General features: G+C 36.1%; 15 protein-coding genes. All 15 read left to right on the top strand.

Annotated elements, in window-relative coordinates; genetic code table 11:
- Nucleotides 1-71 precede the first annotated feature (71 nt).
- The 15 genes from recA (at nt 72) to MKZ14_RS05510 (ending at nt 17568) form a co-directional block, all read left to right on the top strand.
- Complete coding sequence (gene recA / locus MKZ14_RS05440) at nt 72-1136, top strand: recombinase RecA (protein WP_016992835.1); 1065 nt, start codon at nt 72-74, stop codon at nt 1134-1136.
- Between the two features lie 523 nt (nt 1137-1659).
- Nucleotides 1660-3219, top strand: coding sequence for a ribonuclease Y (gene rny, locus MKZ14_RS05445; RefSeq protein ID WP_036080352.1), 1560 nt, complete (start codon nt 1660-1662; stop codon nt 3217-3219).
- Between the two features lie 227 nt (nt 3220-3446).
- Nucleotides 3447-4175 (top strand): Wzz/FepE/Etk N-terminal domain-containing protein, encoded by a 729-nt coding sequence (locus tag MKZ14_RS05450; protein WP_333006470.1) that lies wholly within the window; start codon nt 3447-3449, stop codon nt 4173-4175.
- Nucleotides 4175-4876, top strand: coding sequence for a CpsD/CapB family tyrosine-protein kinase (locus MKZ14_RS05455; protein WP_333006471.1), 702 nt, complete (start codon nt 4175-4177; stop codon nt 4874-4876). The genes MKZ14_RS05450 and MKZ14_RS05455 overlap by 1 nt, the downstream gene beginning before the upstream one ends.
- A 31-nt stretch (nt 4877-4907) precedes the next feature.
- Nucleotides 4908-5672 carry a CpsB/CapC family capsule biosynthesis tyrosine phosphatase gene (locus MKZ14_RS05460; protein ID WP_333006472.1) on the top strand — a complete coding sequence of 255 codons (765 nt, stop codon included), beginning with the start codon at nt 4908-4910 and terminating at the stop codon, nt 5670-5672.
- A 94-nt stretch (nt 5673-5766) separates the two neighbouring features.
- Entirely contained in the window at nt 5767-6885 is a 1119-nt protein-coding gene (locus MKZ14_RS05465; RefSeq protein ID WP_333006473.1) for a glycosyltransferase family 4 protein, read from the top strand.
- Nucleotides 6886-7011: 126 nt separating this feature from the next.
- Nucleotides 7012-8193 carry a glycosyltransferase gene (locus MKZ14_RS05470; protein ID WP_333006474.1) on the top strand — a complete coding sequence of 394 codons (1182 nt, stop codon included), beginning with the start codon at nt 7012-7014 and terminating at the stop codon, nt 8191-8193.
- Nucleotides 8190-9530 carry a hypothetical protein gene (locus MKZ14_RS05475; RefSeq protein ID WP_333006476.1) on the top strand — a complete coding sequence of 447 codons (1341 nt, stop codon included), beginning with the start codon at nt 8190-8192 and terminating at the stop codon, nt 9528-9530. The genes MKZ14_RS05470 and MKZ14_RS05475 overlap by 4 nt, the downstream gene beginning before the upstream one ends.
- A gap of 16 nt (nt 9531-9546) precedes the next feature.
- Nucleotides 9547-10638 carry a glycosyltransferase gene (locus MKZ14_RS05480; protein WP_333006477.1) on the top strand — a complete coding sequence of 364 codons (1092 nt, stop codon included), beginning with the start codon at nt 9547-9549 and terminating at the stop codon, nt 10636-10638.
- Complete coding sequence (locus MKZ14_RS05485) at nt 10628-12136, top strand: polysaccharide transport protein (protein WP_333006478.1); 1509 nt, start codon at nt 10628-10630, stop codon at nt 12134-12136. The genes MKZ14_RS05480 and MKZ14_RS05485 overlap by 11 nt, the downstream gene beginning before the upstream one ends.
- 81 nt (nt 12137-12217) lie before the next feature.
- Nucleotides 12218-13327, top strand: coding sequence for an acyltransferase family protein (locus tag MKZ14_RS05490; protein ID WP_333006479.1), 1110 nt, complete (start codon nt 12218-12220; stop codon nt 13325-13327).
- A 129-nt stretch (nt 13328-13456) separates the two neighbouring features.
- The gene (locus MKZ14_RS05495) at nt 13457-14254 is read left to right on the top strand and encodes a TIGR00282 family metallophosphoesterase (RefSeq protein WP_258859527.1); all 798 of its coding nucleotides are present in this window, start codon (nt 13457-13459) and stop codon (nt 14252-14254) included.
- A 179-nt stretch (nt 14255-14433) separates the two neighbouring features.
- Nucleotides 14434-14700 carry a stage V sporulation protein S gene (locus MKZ14_RS05500; RefSeq protein ID WP_004224903.1) on the top strand — a complete coding sequence of 89 codons (267 nt, stop codon included), beginning with the start codon at nt 14434-14436 and terminating at the stop codon, nt 14698-14700.
- Between the two features lie 262 nt (nt 14701-14962).
- Nucleotides 14963-16702, top strand: coding sequence for a 2-oxoacid:acceptor oxidoreductase subunit alpha (locus MKZ14_RS05505; protein ID WP_333006481.1), 1740 nt, complete (start codon nt 14963-14965; stop codon nt 16700-16702).
- Nucleotides 16702-17568, top strand: coding sequence for a 2-oxoacid:ferredoxin oxidoreductase subunit beta (locus MKZ14_RS05510; RefSeq protein ID WP_036080315.1), 867 nt, complete (start codon nt 16702-16704; stop codon nt 17566-17568). Before MKZ14_RS05505 ends, MKZ14_RS05510 begins: the two co-directional genes overlap by 1 nt.
- Nucleotides 17569-17652: the final 84 nt, after the last annotated feature.

Consider the following 17652-nt stretch of genomic DNA (forward strand, 5'->3'; position numbering starts at 1 on the left):
CGTGTTTTCTCAAAAACAAGTATAGTAGAGATAGATAAAAACAGTGAACAGTTTTCGAAGGAGGAAAATGAATGAGTGATCGTAAAGCAGCCTTAGAACAGGCTCTAAAACAAATTGAAAAGAATTTTGGTAAAGGTTCCATCATGAAACTCGGGGAAAAAACCGATTTAGAAATTGCCACATCTTCAAGTGGTTCACTTGCACTTGATGCTGCATTAGGAGTGGGTGGATATCCACGTGGACGTATTATTGAAGTATACGGTCCAGAATCATCTGGTAAAACAACTGTTGCTCTGCATGCCATTGCTGAAGTACAAGCAACAGGTGGACAAGCAGCATTTATCGATGCTGAGCATGCATTAGACCCAATCTATGCACAAAAATTAGGTGTTAATATTGATGAGCTATTATTATCACAGCCTGACACAGGTGAACAAGCACTTGAAATCGCAGAAGCATTAGTGCGTAGTGGTGCTATTGATATTATCGTAATTGACTCTGTTGCTGCCTTAGTACCAAAAGCTGAAATTGAAGGGGATATGGGTGACTCTCATGTCGGCTTACAAGCCCGTTTAATGTCTCAAGCTTTACGTAAACTATCAGGTGCGATTAATAAATCAAAAACGATTGCTATATTCATTAACCAAGTTCGTGAAAAAATTGGTGTTATGTTCGGTAATCCAGAAACAACACCAGGTGGACGTGCACTTAAATTCTACAGCTCTGTCCGTTTAGAAGTGCGTCGTGCTGAAGCTATTAAACAAGGTAATGATATTGTTGGTAACCGAACTAAAATTAAAATTGTTAAAAATAAAGTAGCACCACCTTTCCGTACAGCTGAAGTAGATATTATGTATGGAGAAGGAATTTCTAAAGAAGGCGAAACAGTCGATTTAGGTGTGGAATTAGACATTGTACAAAAAAGCGGTTCTTGGTATGCATATGGCGATGAGCGCTTAGGTCAAGGACGAGAAAATGCTAAACAGTATTTAAAGGAAAATACTGCTGTCCTGGAAGACATAGCAAACAAAATCCGAGCTTCTTATGGTATTGCGGCTTCTTCTTATACAATTGCTGCACATGATGATGAAGAAGAGATGGATGAAGAATTAATGTTACTTCTTGAAGAAGAATAATTAATGATTGCATTGTTCCCACTTTATTGAGGGGGCAATGCATTTTTTTGTCTATATTCTTAAATTTTTACACATAATAAGAGAGAAGCTATGTATTTCGGTGTTTATTTCTAATGTACTGTTTTTTTATTAATTGTATTTAACGTGAAAATTTTCTAGTGAAATAGTAATAGGAAGAAAATTCGCTGAATGGATAGGACTTACTTTTTTTTGGCTAAGGTGGCGAACAGACGCCCGACTATCCTTGACAGAGCTTGAGGCTAGCTATACAATTAAATATGTATAATTTCTGAATTATGACTTTAAATAGGCAGTACATTTTATCTTCATTTAGCAAATGTTTTATAGTGAAATATCCTTTAAAATGGATGTCTAAACGCCTACTGGATGAAGATAATGCCTTTGGCCAATGAAACGGGTTTTGCACAAATTCTAACAAAATCTGGTGCATTTTAGCTAAGGCGACATAGATGTATGCGCCGACTGAAACTGTAATACCCAAATAGCAAGAGGAGGTGTTCATATGGATGGAATTACTATCATCTCCGCTTTGCTTGGACTCATCGTTGGTGCCGCTGTTAGCTATATCTACATGAAAAAAGTGAATGACTCAAAAATCACTGGTGCTAAACATGTCGCTGAAACAATCGTTGAAGAAGGAAAACGAGAAGCGGAGGCAATGAAGAAAGAAGCACTACTTGAAGCCAAAGATGAAACTCACAAATTTCGTACTGAAGCTGAAAATGACATTCGTGAACGTCGTTTAGAACTTCAAAAACAAGAGAACCGTTTATTGCAAAGAGAAGAGAATCTTGATCGCAAAGATGATGCTCTAAATAAGAGAGAAGCTGGCTTAGAGCGCAAAGAACAAGCTCTAGCTGAAAGACAACAGCATATTGAACAGATGGAGAGCAAAGTGGACGAGCTCATGGCATCACAAAAAACAGAGCTAGAACGTATTTCTGCTTTAACTAGGGATGAAGCTAAATCAATTATCCTCAATGAAGTAGAAAAAGAGTTATCAACTGATATTGCTGTGATGACGAAAGAAGCTGAAACGCGTGCGAAAGAAGACTCAGATAAAAAAGCACGTGAAATTTTATCATTAGCACTACAACGCTTTGCTGCAGATCACGTAGCAGAAACAACTGTATCTGTTGTGAACTTGCCAAATGATGAAATGAAGGGACGTATTATTGGTCGTGAAGGCCGTAATATCCGCACATTGGAAACGTTAACAGGAATTGATTTAATTATTGATGATACGCCAGAAGCGGTTATATTATCAGGCTTTGATCCAATTCGCCGTGAAACAGCACGACTTGCACTTGAAAAACTTGTACAGGATGGTCGTATTCACCCAGCTCGTATTGAGGAAATGGTGGAAAAAGCTCGACGTGAAGTGGATGAACAAATCCGCGAAACAGGTGAGCAAACTACATTTGAAATTGGTATTCATAACTTACATCCAGATTTAATGAAAATTTTAGGCCGCATGAAATATCGTACAAGCTATGGACAAAACGTCCTAAAACATTCAATTGAAGTCGCACATTTGGCAGGATTACTTGCTGCTGAACTTGGCGAAGATGTAGCATTGGCTCGCCGTGCAGGCTTATTACATGATATTGGAAAAGCAATTGACCATGAAGTTGAAGGAAGCCACGTCGAAATTGGTGTGGAATTAGCAACAAAATATAAGGAACACCCAGTTGTTATTAATAGTATTGCCTCGCATCATGGTGATACTGAAGCAACATCTGTTATTGCGGTATTAGTCGCTGCAGCTGATGCATTATCAGCAGCTCGTCCAGGTGCACGTAGTGAAACACTTGAAAACTATATCCGCAGACTTGAAAAGTTAGAGGAAATTTCAGAAAGCTATGATGGCGTAGAAAAATCTTTTGCGATTCAAGCTGGACGTGAAATTCGTATTATTGTACAACCTGAAAAAATTGATGATTTAGCCTCTCATCGTCTTGCACGTGATATTCGCAAACGTATTGAGGAAGAACTCGATTATCCAGGTCATATTAAAGTAACAGTTATTCGCGAAACACGTGCTGTGGAATACGCGAAATAAATAATAAAATATTAGGCATCCCTTGACCGAGGTCAGGGGATGCCTTTTTGTATGTGAATAAAATTCGATGTAATCTACCCAGTAAGAATAAATGGATGATTCCAACAATATAGTATGGAATAAAGCATAGTGAACTAGCCTCAACATGAATACCTTTTAAAAATTAACCAGCCTAGTTATACTCCGTTTTTACAACTGGTTTATGTTTTGACAAGGAGTGAGAAGCATTGAAAGAAACGATCACATTACAAGATATATTGAAAATAGTCCGAGAAAATCTTCTTTTTATCATAAGTTTTACACTTTTCGTAGCGTTGGTTACGGCCTTTATTAGCATCTTTATTTTAAAACCTACCTATGAGGCAGAAACGCAAATTTTAGTTAACCAAAAAAATATAGAGCAACCACATTTAGGCGTACAACAGGTTGAAACAGATCTCCGACTTATTAATACGTATAACATTATCATTACAAGCTCAGCTATTTTATCTAAAGTTATAAATAAGCTAGATTTGGATGTCACACCTGAAGTGTTAATGGATCAAATTACTGTATCAAGTGCCAATAATTCGCAAGTCGTCAATATTAATGTTGTAGACAAGCAAGCAGAATTGGCTGTTGAAATTGCCAATACAATAGCAGATGTGTTTCAAGAGGAGATCCAAGTTTTAATGACGGTTGATAATGTTAATATTTTGTCCGTTGCAAAATTAGATAAGGAGCCTGTACCGATTGCGCCAAATAAAACTCTTTATGTAGTAGCAGCCTCGTTTATTGGTTTTGTTTTAAGTGCTGCCTTCATAATTATAATAGAGAGCTTAGATACTACAATCAAGACAGAGCAAGATATTGAAGAGTTGATAGGGCTACCGATTATAGGCTTGATTAGTCAAATTAGTGATTCTCACAATAAAAGTGCTAGGATAAAATCCCGTAAAACGAGGAGGGGATCATAATGTTCTGGAAAAAAAAGAAGAAAAAGAAGCTAGTGAAAATGGCACGAAAACTTGTGACGATTGCAAATGGCCAATCTTTTATTTCTGAACAATTTCGAACAATCCGAACAAATATTACATTTTCAATGCCAGATAAAGAGATTAAAACAATATTAGTGACATCTGCAACACCAGGTGAAGGAAAGTCAACCAATGCAGCGAATATCGGCGTTGTTTTTGCACAAGAAGGAAAACGAGTCATCATCGTAGATGCAGATTTACGTAAACCAACAATGCATTATACGTTTCTATTGCAAAATGCTAGGGGACTATCAAATTTACTAACACGACATTTTACAATGTCCCAAGTTATCAATAGTACAGATATTGCTAATCTATTTGTCTTGACGAGTGGGCCTATTCCACCCAATCCAGCAGAGTTACTGGCTTCTAATGTAATGGAGAGTGTAATAGAAAACCTAAAAAAAGAGTTTGACATCATTATTTTTGATGCGCCACCGATTTTATCTGTGACGGATGCTCAAATTTTGTCCAATAAATGTGATGGTACATTATTAATTGTAAACAGTGGAGTTACAGAAAATGAAAGTGTGTTAAAAGCAAAGTCAAACCTAGAAGCCTCAAAAGCAAATATTTTAGGCGTCATATTAAATAACTATAAAATGCCACTCCATCAATATTATGAGCAATATTATTATTAATTCAAGTACTTAGACAGGGAAGTGAAGTACAGTGATTGATATACACAGTCATATATTATTTGATGTCGATGATGGACCGAAAACAATTGAAGAGACACTTTGTTTATTTGAGCAGGCAGTTTTAGAGGGGATTACAACGATTGTTTCCACTTCACATGTCTTACATCCATTTTATAATGTTCCTTTTAATGTAGTGAATGATCAAGTTGAACAGTTGCAATTGGCAATTGACCAACGTAACATGCCGTTAAAACTTTACACGGGACAAGAGGTACGCTTGGCCGGTAACATTCTAGAATTGTATGAAAAAAAACAATTACATACATTAGCACATTCCAATTATTTGCTGTTGGAACTCCCCTCTAATCATATTCCAAAATATACAAAGGATATCATCTACTCGTTATTAACAGCAGGCATAACACCCATTATTGCACACCCAGAACGAAATAGAGTCATTACAGAAAATCCAAGTCATTTGGAACAAATTATACGGGAGGGGGCACTTGCACAAATTACAGCAGGAAGTTTAGCAGGATTGTTTGGAAAAGCCATCCAAAAGCTTTCAATAAAATTTGTGCGCTCGAATCTTGTCCATACATATGGTTCGGATGTGCATAACTTAAGTACACGTCCTTTCTTATTTGAAAAAGGTCTTCGATATTTAGAAAAGCAAAAAGACTTAGATATGGTAGATTTTTTGCTTGAGAACAACGAACGAATCATAAACAATCAGCCATTAATTGTATATGAACCAGATGATACTTTCACAAAAAAATGGTGGAAGTTTTTTTAAAATGCGAGAGCATCTTTCAGCTGGAAGGATATAAAAGATAGCAACAAGTAGCTGAAGCGCTGGAGACATTCAGTGTTTAAGGGGGCCGTATGGGATGCGAGTTGTTTTTATGAGGAGTAACCCTGTTTCACCAGACCCAAGGGTTGAAAAAGAAGCACTTTGCCTTGTGAAAAATAATTGGAATGTCCACATTTTAGCTTGGGATAGAGATAATAAATATAAAGTAAAGGACCAACTGCTAGAAGGTGAACATGCAATCCGTATTACAAGGTTTGGTATTCCTGCAACATTTGGGGGAGGTTTGAAAAGGAACTTATTTCCATTTATAAAATTTCAGATTAAACTTTTTCAGTGGTTACTTCGCCATAAAAATACGTATGATATGATTCACGCTTGTGATTTTGATACAGCACTAATAGGTACAATATGTGGGAAATTACTGCGTAAAAAAGTAATCTATGACATGTTTGATTCGTATACCTCACCATTTTATGGACCAGCGAGTATTGGAAAGGTCATTGAAAGTATAGATTTACGTCTTTTGAATAGTGTAGATGCAGTCATTATATGTACAGAAAAGCGTAAAGAACAGATTGCTAAAGCTTCACCTAAAAAAATAGAGATCATATATAATACCCCGCGTTATATAGATTCAAATAATCGCTTAGATTTGAATCCGAAAAAAGTAAAAATAGTTTATGTAGGCATACTTACTGAAAATCGGTTGATTAATGAATTGGTTGAAGTAGTAAAGAATACGCCAAGTTACGAGCTGCATATTGGTGGATTTGGTAAATTAGCCGATACATTGCTGCAAACTTCAAAAATGCATGACAACATTCACTTTTATGGTAAGTTACCCTATGAAAAAACAATAGAGTTAGAAAATAGTTGTGACATTATGACGGCTATTTATGATCCTAACATTTCTAACCACTATTATGCTGCACCCAATAAATTCTATGAAGCATTAATGCTTGGTAAACCTTTGATTATGGTAAAAAATACGGGAATGTCGGAAGTAGTTGCAGCAAATAATTTTGGAGAACTTATTGATTATAATAGAGAGAGTTTACAAAAAGGAATTGAGAATTTGGTAAAGCGTAGAAAAGAATGGTCAGATATTTCTCATGAAATGAAGGCACTGTACGAAGAAAGTTATAGCTGGGCGAAAATGGAGAAACGAATCACTGATTTATACAGTAATTTATAAAAGGTGTGCGAAGGACGGAGTGACTCGTAGCGGCAATCGATATCCCAATTGAGGAAATTTGTTCATCCACAATCGTAAGAGCAATATGAAAATTTACAATAGTATTGGATTTTTAGGGGGACTAATATGAAGATATTATTTGTTGCACAAAATTTTCAAATGGGTGGTATCCAAAAGGCATTGATTAATATGCTAAAAGAAATCAGCCTCTACGAGCAATATAAGATAGATGTTTTTACATTTAGTGGTGGGGAATTAATGAACGATATTCCCTCCAATGTGAAGGTAAATACAGGGAACTTACTGTTGCAACTAATTGCTACACCTTTTGCTGAAGTGAAAAAAGGAAGTAACATATGGCATATTATTTTACGAATTGTGTGTATGATAGTCGTTCGATTGATAGGTTCCCACAACTTCTACTCGATGCTATTAAAAAAACATCGTATTAATGGTCATTATGATATCGCCATTTCTTATTTTAATGATGTACCTAATCAATATTTCAATAGAGGTACCAATTTATTTGTAGATCACTTTGTGGTAGCAGATCGTAAGTTCGCATGGATCCATACAGATCCCATTAAAGCGAATTTTAATTATGAAGCTTGTGTCAAAACCTATAAAAATTTTGATCGATTGTTCTGTGTTTCGGTAGCATGTAAGGAAAATTTGATAAATTTTCTTCCTGAATATCAACATAAAATTCAAGTGGTTTATAACTTTTTCCCAATTGAAGAGATTAAAGAGCAGGCATGTCAATATACACCGTTTCTAAAAAGCGAGTTGGATTTAATATCTGTTGGGCGAATTGAAAATAGTACAAAAAGGTTCGACCTTATTCCACATCTGTGTAAGTTGTTAAAGGAAGCTTCTATAAATAATTTCCGCTGGCGCATTTTAGGGGATGGACCAGACCTTTTGGCCAATCAGCAACTAGCTCTGCAACTAGGCGTAGAGGATGTAGTTGAATTTGTAGGGGAAATAAAAAATCCGTATCCCTATATAAAATGTAGTGATGTATTCATTTTAACATCAGCCTATGAAGGCTATCCAATGGTCATAGGGGAGGCATTAATTGTACAAACGCCTGTTATTACAACGGATTTTGCAGCAGCAGGTGAGCAAATATGTAATGGTCATAACGGGTTGATAACAGGCTTTAATGTTGAAGACATCTTTCAAGTCATTGCCAATGTAATGAAAAATACAGAATTACTAAATAATATGAAAAATTACATAGAAGAAAATCACTACACAAACGAAAAAGCTCAAGAGCAACTAGAATTGGAGTTTGATGCTATATGATAGTGGAAAATAAAAATTTTAGTGTGCTCATTTGCATTATTTCTAGTATCTTTGTCGTATTAAAAATATATACAGGTAGTAATCTATTTCTCTGGATCTTCTTTCTTTTAACAAGTACGGCGATGCTGCTAGATAAGCAGCAGCATCGAATTGACTATTTATTGTTTTTTATTTCATGGGTTTATGTCATTAAATTTGATATATCTGGCTATTCACTGCTTGTCGTACTTAGTTCTTTCTATATTTTGTTAAGTATTTTGACGATCTTTTTACAAAAGCAAGGTATATCAAAACGTCTCTTATTGACCTTTTTCTTATTTGCGTTTTATACGGTGGCCGTAACGTTAATTAGTGGGGGCAATCTTATAGCAGTTTTAGGCTTTGTGTTGAATTATAGTGTGCTCTTTTGTGCAGTAGTGACTATCAATGAGAGGACATATTTCAGAAGGTATACGTATATCTATGCATTGGGTTTACTAGCTGCTTCGATCGTTCGATTAATCAGTTATTCTGTTCCAAAAATTGATCATTTTATAGAGTCAATGACCGTTGTGAATACAGTGAAGACAATGAACTCAATTAGTACAAGATTTACGGGTTTAGATTTAGATCCAAACTACTTTAGTTTGCAAGTATTAATAGCAATGGCTTGTTTATTAGTGCTTTTTAATCTGGATGGAAAAAAGGAGAAAAAGTCAATTGTATTACTCGTAATATTAGCGTTTTTTGGCATACTGACATATTCCAAAATGTTTATTATTACATTCGTCGTTTTCATTTTGATGACATTCATCGTATTCATTAAAAATAATGTGAAGACAGCCATTAAATTTTCAACTTTTATAGTGATCATATGTGGGGTTGTACTCTATTTTTTTTACGAGTCTTTATTCGAAATTTATTGGATTCGGTTTTTCGGGTCAGGAATATCGACAGATGCTATTACCACTGGTCGAGTGAGTAGTTGGAGCATATTTATCAATGAAATCCTTCAAAACACGAAAGTATTTGTTTTGGGAGCAGGATTTGGCACAAGCTTTGCGAAGGTGAAGATGGCACATACAATGTACTTATCAACTCCCTATTATATAGGCCTACTTGGAGTAGCCTTGTCAGTACTATACATTTCAAGCCTCTATAAAGTACTTAGAGAGAATGTCGGTATTATTAATACACCAGGCTTTCAAATCCTCTCAATTAACGCTATTCCTCTCTATATCGTGTTACTAGCGAATATAGGACTTGATTCATTTGTCATGGATTATTTTCCATATCATATTTTATTAATTATGTTAGCTCTGACTATGAGTAAAAGTAAGACGGACTACTTACGATGAATGAGAGGTGAGGTGAGTGCCATTTTTAAGCATTATTGTCCCCATCTATAATACGGAGCCTTACTTAAATATGTGTCTTGATAGCATTTTGAGACAGGAATTCGTGGATTTTGAGTTGATATTAGTGAATGATGGCTCGACTGATAACTGCTCAGTAATTTGCGATGAATATGCCGAAGCTGATACAAGAATTACTGTCATTCATCAAGCAAATAGTGGTGCTGTCAGTGCCCGTAAAGCAGGGCTAAGCGTCGCCAAAGGACAGTATATTGGATATGTAGATAGTGATGATTGGATTGAAGTGGATATGTACAAATCATTATGCAATGCTGCACGTGATTTTGATGTAGATATTGTCATTTGTGACATTGTAGAAAATTATCCACTCCAAGAAGTGAAGAGAGCGCAGCTTGTCGCGCCCGGTTTGTACAGGAAGGATAGGCTGGAAAAAGAAGTGTATCCGATTATGCTATATTCGGGCGAGTATTACCGTTTTGGATTATTTCCATCTTTGTCTAATAAAATATTTAAAAGAGACCTATTAGAGAAAAATCTATTTGATGTGAATGAAAAAATTTGCATGGGGGACGATGCTGCTTGTACGTATCCAAGCTTATTTGATGCAGAAAGTATTTATATATTAGAAAATCAATACCTCTACCATTACCGTCAGCATACTTCTTCCATGACAGCTAGTTATGATCAGCTGTTTTTTAACAAAATACTTATTTTGTATGAACAATTGAAAGTTTTAAAGCACAGAAAAGCAGACCTGGTTCCTAATTTTACTGAACAACTTCAGTATTATTTTACTTATTTAATGATTGCAGCAGTGAATAATGAATTGAATAGATTTAACTATAAGCGTTTACATGAAAAGCGTATCTTTATCAAGAAAATGTTGATTCATGAAGTGTTTCATGAATCGTTGCACACTATTCGTATGACAAATATGCCGCTCAAATCAAAGGCCTACATTTGGTTATTAAGGAAAAAACAAATTCTATTACTTTTCATGTTGAATAGGATCAATCGGTGGTTAATTGATTGTAAAGGATTAATTCCCACTTTTACTAAAAGAAAAGGTGCTTACCAGCATGAGAACTAAGAGGGTAGTTTTAAATTTAATGTCTAATGTATTGCTACAAGTTGTTGCAGCGGTTATTAATTTCATTTTGCCTCGACTATTTATGACAACATATGGCTCTGCTACAAACGGGCTTGTTTCGTCGATTAAGCAATTTTTAAGTTATTTAAAAATAGTAGAGGCAGGTGTTGGTAGTGCATCCATAGTGGCGCTCTATAAGCCACTAGCCAAGGGTGATAAAGACCAAATAAATGGAATTCTTTCAGCGACTAATCGTTTTTATAGACGTTCGGGTTATGTCTTTGTTGGATTAGTCGCCATTTTGGCTATTTGTTATCCGTTATTAGTAGGAGATGAAGTGAATCCGCGAACGGCTCTTTACATGGTACTTATTTTGGGGATTAGTGGCATGTGGGAGTATTTTTTTATAGGGAAATATTTAGTTCTACTGTCGGCAGATCAAAAAAGCTATGTTATTTTTCGCATTCAAACAATGTTGCTTTTTGCGAGTGCACTATTGTCAGTTACTTTGATAGCATTTGGTTTTTCCATCGTCATTGTTGTTGCTAGTTCAAGTGCCATATTGTTACTGGATGTTCTTTTTTTAAGATTGTATGTTAAAAAGAAATATCCATATTTCAATAGTAAAAAACAAGCGAATACGTTAGCAATTAAAGATAAATGGGATGCTTTAATTCATCAAATTGCCTCGTTAGTGGTGTTTAACACGCCGTTTATTTTAATAACGATTTTTCTGGGCTTAACAGAAGTCAGTGTGTTTACAGTTTATAGTATGGTGTTTAATGCAGTCACATTGTTTATATCCACTTTTTCAGGGGCGATATTAGCAGCTTTTGGAGACATTCTTGTCAAAGAGGATAAGGACGTTCTTCGGAAATATTTTCATCACTTTGAATATATTTTTTATGGCATCATTGCTTTTAGCTACACATGTACAGCTATTTTAATATTGCCATTTATAAAGATTTATACAGCAGGGATTGAAGATGCCAATTACATAAGGCCCTGGTTAGCAATATTGTTTGTCATTGTAGGAGTAGCGAATACAATTCGGATTCCTGCCAATACGTTAGTGAATGCTGCAGGCCATTTTAGAGAGACGAAAAATCGTGCCATTATGGAAGCATTAATCAACCTTGTAGTTTCTCTTGTTTTTGTACAGTTTTTTGGCGCAGAAGGAATATTACTAGGAGGAATTTGTTCATACGTCTACCGAACTTATGATTTAATCATTTATTCTTCAAAAGTGATTTTACAAAGTTCCCCTTTAGATACTGTCAAAAAAATTGTGCGTAATAGTATCTTTGCATTTCTTGCAGCGACACCATTTATATTCTTTTTTGAGCTCCATATTACAAGTGCCAGTTCATGGCTTGTAGCAGCTATATGTATTTCCCTGTGGACGATGTTTATTGTATTAATAGGTAATTTTATTATTGAGCCTAAAGCAATGCGAGATATTTTGATGCAATTAAAGCGGACAATTACCAATAGCTAATAATTTTATCCCTGCATTTTAGTAAGGTAAGAAGCATAATTGAAAGGCAAATAGATTCCTTTGAAATGGCAGGTGATGATGATGAAAAGAGAAGTCAAAGAAATATATTTACTACGATTCGTTGCTTGCTTAGGAATTGTGTTAATGCATAGTGTTACGTTGGCGTTGAACATGTATAACATAGAAGAAGGCCCACAATTCGTAATCCTGACATCAATTCAGCTGATCTTTATGTTCGGGACACCTCTTTTTATATTTATCTCAGAGTTTGTCATTGCCTTTTCCTATTCAGATCGTTTGCCGAAAAAGTTTTATGTAAAACGTTATAAATATATTTTAGTTCCGTTTCTTTTTATTGGGTTCCTTGATGCAGTTCTTAAATCAATTGAATCACCTACTATTGAATTTGCAAAAAAACTCCTACTGAATTATTTAGAAGGTGATTATCACGGTTATTTTATCGTTATTATCTTTCAGTTTTATATCATACATCCATTTTTTGTAAAATTTATTGTATCGAGATATCCAGCCCATAAAGTAATAATAACTGCGTTTATTATTAATTTTGGTTACTTAGCCTTTTTTAATTTTTTGGATCCATATAAGTATTTTCCGTATTTGTCTTATATTAGTTTGCAATGGGATTTCTTTAATAAGATGCCATTTCCAGCGTGGATTGCTTATTTTGTAGTAGCTTATTATTGTGGAAAAAATTATGAAAAATTTCTATCGTTGTTACAGCGTTTTCGTCATCTGCTGCTAATAGTATCGCTAATTACAGTAAGCATTTTGCTAGCCTCCCAGCTATCAGGTATCATTACGGAAGTTCATTCTAAGAGAATAGACGTTATCCTTTATACATTCAGTATAGCTTTTCTGTTATTTTTCATCGCGAGTAACAGAAGAAAAATGCCGAAATTTATCATTTTTATTAGTCGATATTCCTTCGGTATCTATTTATTACATCCCCTAGTTAATAGCCTACTTAAAATTTTTTTAACGAATGTTATCGAAACATTAAGTGTCTTCTCTGTTATTGCCATTTCATTTATTATCAGTATTAGTTGCTCTATTTGTATAACCTATGTAATGAGTAAATGGCAATTCGGTGCATTTTTTGTAGGGCAACTCACCAACAATGGGTACTCCTCTAATAAAAAAGATGCACAATTACCCATCCAGCAATCCTAGATAAATTGGTGCTATCCAAAAAGTATCCAAAAACGTAAATTGAGTATGGCTTACGTTTTTACTTTGCGATTGCCAAAGCAAAGATGGTAAACTAAAAGATGTTATTTAGAGAAAGTGTGGTCTTGCATAATGAAAGTTCTATTTATTGGTGATATTGTTGGTTCAATTGGTCGAGATGCGGTGGAAAAATATTTACCTCGCTTAAAAAAGAAGTATAATCCAGATGTTGTGATTGCAAATGGAGAAAATGCTGCAGCTGGACGAGGGATTACTCGTAATATTTATAACAGCCTGCTACAAATAGGTGTAGATGTCATTACAATGGGCAATCATACATGGGACAATAAAGACATTTTTGATTTTATTGATGATGCGGATTACTTAATTCGACCAGCAAACTTTTCAAATGAAGCACCTGGTAAAGGTATGGTTCAAATTTCTAAAAACGGTGTGACATTATCTGTCATTAATTTACATGGTCGTGTATTTTTACCTCCACATGAGGATCCGTTTGCAATGGCAGATCAATTGATTGCAGAAGCACGACAAATATCTCCACTTGTCTTCGTGGATTTTCATGCTGAAGCGACTAGTGAAAAAATTGCTCTTGGTTGGCATTTAGATGGGAAGGCTTCAGCCGTTGTAGGCACACATACACATGTGCAAACAGCAGACGCAAGAATTTACCCGCAAGGTACAGCTTATATCACGGATGTTGGTATGACAGGTCCATATGATGAAATTTTAGGTATGACGAAGGAAAGTGTCATCTACAAATTCCAAACAAACATGCCATCTCGTTTTGAAGTTCCGAAAAAAGGGCGAGAGGTTTTAAGTGGTTTCTTTGTAGAGATAAATGATCGCACAGGGAAAGCTATTGCCTGTGAACGCATTTATATAAATGAAGACTATCCATTTCAAGGGTAGATAAGTCGAAGAATGTTTTTTTACGTTTCTTTTTCAGGGATATAGGTTTCTTTGTCAAACTAGTCTATTTCCGTTTTGCGGAGCATAAAATGTGCTACGGACAATAACTTGAGGTCCAAAAAGGGGGACACATGAGTTGTTGAGCGTAAACACTATTCGCGAAACGGGGAGGAATAATTGTGGATTCATTAAAAGTATCATCACGCTCTAATCCAAATTCAGTTGCAGGTGCATTAGTCGCGGTAATCAGAGAAAAAGGGCAGGCAGAAATGCAAGCAGTTGGGGCAGGTGCACTTAACCAAGCCGTGAAAGCAGTGGCCATTGCACGCGGATTTGTAGCGCCAAGTGGCACAGATTTAATTTGCGCGCCGGCGTTTGCCGATATTTTGATTGCTGGAGAAGAACGAACAGCATTAAAGCTGCTAGTGGAAAAACGTATTCGATAAAAAAGTAATGAAGTAAAATGCTCTGTCACATAATATTGTGGTGGAGCATTTTTTCGTTTTCCTATTTACATATGATAGATGTCACTTGAAATAGGGGCGTGATTTTGCTTAGATTTGAAAATTACAACTTTATGAACAGGATTTTCAGTCAAAGGTCTGATTTTCGCCTAAATCGTGGAGAAACAATAGTCCAGACGGTTTCTTCGTGTTAAACTTATGAAGGAAAAATAATAGTACACATTGGATTTAAGGAGTTGTTGACATGTTACATCAGCTTTCATGGAAAGTCGGTGGGCAACAGGGTGAAGGGATTGAGAGTACAGGTGAGATTTTCTCAATGGCAATGAATCGTCTAGGCTATTTCCTATACGGTTATCGTCACTTCTCTTCTCGAATTAAAGGTGGCCATACGAATAATAAAATTACAGTTCGTCCAACAGAAGTACGTTCAATTGCGGATGATTTAGATATTTTAGTGGCATTCGATCAAGAAACAATTGATGTCAATTATAAAGAGCTTACAGAAAAGGGTATTATTTTAGCCGATGCAAAATTTGATCCTGTTAAACCAGAGGATTCAAAAGCTCCATTATTTGCAGTACCGTTCACAGAAGTAGCAGCAGAGCTTGGTACTTCGTTAATGAAAAACATGGTGGCTATCGGAGCAACTGCGTCATTGCTAAACCTAGAAGATGCAGTTTTCCAAAATGTTGTCGATGATATTTTTGGTAAAAAGGGCGAAGAAGTCGTTCAAAAAAATATGGAAGCCATTACACGTGGTCGTCAAATTATGAATGAGCTTTTAGGTGATCGTATAGGCGAATGGGAGCTTGCACCTGCGGATGGTAAACGTCGTATGTTTATGATTGGGAACGACGCAATAGCACTTGGCGCAATAGCTGCTGGGACACGCTTTATGGCAGCATACCCAATTACACCTGCCTCTGAAATTATGGAATATTTAATTAAAAAATTACCGAAGTTCGGTGGCACTGTCATCCAAACGGAAGATGAGATTGCTGCAGCAACAATGGCTATTGGAGCTAACTTTGGCGGTGTACGTTCCTTTACCGCTTCTGCTGGTCCTGGTCTTTCATTAATGATGGAAGCAATTGGTCTTTCAGGTATGACTGAGCAACCTTTAGTAGTAGTGGATACACAACGTGGTGGCCCTTCAACTGGGTTACCAACTAAGCAAGAACAATCTGACTTGATGGCTATGCTTTACGGTACACATGGAGAAATTCCTAAGGTAGTCATTGCACCTTCTACGATGGAGGAAGCTTTCTTTGATACGATCCAAGCATTTAACATTGCAGAGGAATTACAATTACCAGTAATCTTAATGACAGATTTACAATTATCTCTAGGTAAACAATCTGTTGAGCCATTTGATTATAATAAAATTGAAATTCGTCGCGGTAAAATTGTGATGGATGATCTTGAGGAAGCGGCAGATAAAGCCTACTTCAAGCGTTATGAAGATACAGAAGATGGCATTTCACCTCGTGTATTACCAGGAACATTACATGGTATTCATCACGTTACAGGTGTTGAACATGATGAAACAGGGAAGCCATCTGAAGCAACGGGTAATCGCCAAACTCAAATGGATAAACGCTTCCGCAAATTAGAGAGCTTGAAATTTGATAACCCAGTCTATGTCAATGCACCACATGAGGAAGCCGATATTTTATTAGTAGGCTTTAACTCAACAAGAGGAGCTATTGAGGAAGTGCAAGAACGACTGAATGCGCAAGGAATGAAAGTGAATCATGCACATATTCGTTTAATTCACCCATTCTCATCTGCGGAAATGGCACCTCTTATTACACAAGCGAAAAAAGTGATCGTTGTAGAAAATAACTATACAGGTCAATTAGCTAATATTATGAAGATGAATGTTGGTGGTCACGATAAAATCGCGACAATCACTAAATATAATGGTACACCATTCTTGCCAGGTGAATTAGAAAATCGTGTGAAGGAGTTGACTCGCTAATGGCAACATTTAAGGATTTTCGTAATACAGTGAAACCAAACTGGTGCCCAGGCTGTGGAGACTTCTCCGTACAAGCAGCTATCCAACGTGCTGCTGCAAATGTTGGCATTGAACCAAATGAACTGGCTGTCATTTCAGGAATTGGTTGTTCAGGTCGAATTTCAGGATATATCAATTCTTATGGATTCCATGGTATTCATGGTCGTGCACTTCCGATTGCACAGGGCTTGAAAATGGCTAATCGTGATTTACATGTCATCGCTTCAGGCGGTGATGGTGATGGATTTGCAATTGGTATGGGGCATACAATTCATGCAATCCGCCGTAATATTGATATTACTTATATCGTGATGGATAACCAAATCTATGGTCTTACAAAAGGTCAAACATCTCCACGTTCTGCTGCTGGATTTATTACAAAATCTACACCAGGTGGAGCGATTGAGCCATCATTGAAACCATTAGAGGTAGCATTAACAAGTGGTGCGACATTTGTGGCACAGGGCTTCTCTACTGACATTAAAGAATTAACAGCTCTAATTGAAGCTGGTATTAACCATAAAGGCTTCTCGTTTATCAATGTCTTTTCACCTTGTGTAACGTATAACAAAGTGAACACATATGATTGGTTTAAAGAAAACCTAACAAAATTAGCGGATGTTGAAGGTTATGACCAGTCAGATCGTGGTATGGCGATGCGTACAGTGATGGAGCATGAGGGCTTAGTAACAGGCATTATTTATCATGATACGGAAACAAGGTCTTATCAAGAAAAAGTACCTGGCTACTCTGAGTTACCATTAACAGATATCGATATCAAAATGAGCGAAAATGATTTTAATGATTTAATAAAAGAATTTATGTAAAAAATAGAATCAAAGCATTTGGAATGTCATCATTCCAAATGCTTTTTTTGTGCTTTAGTAAGTGTTTGATCGTGGGTAAATGCA

The sequence above is a fragment of the Lysinibacillus sp. FSL P2-0066 genome, from assembly GCF_037969495.1.
GTDB classification, from domain to species: Bacteria; Bacillota; Bacilli; order Bacillales_A; family Planococcaceae; genus Lysinibacillus; species Lysinibacillus boronitolerans.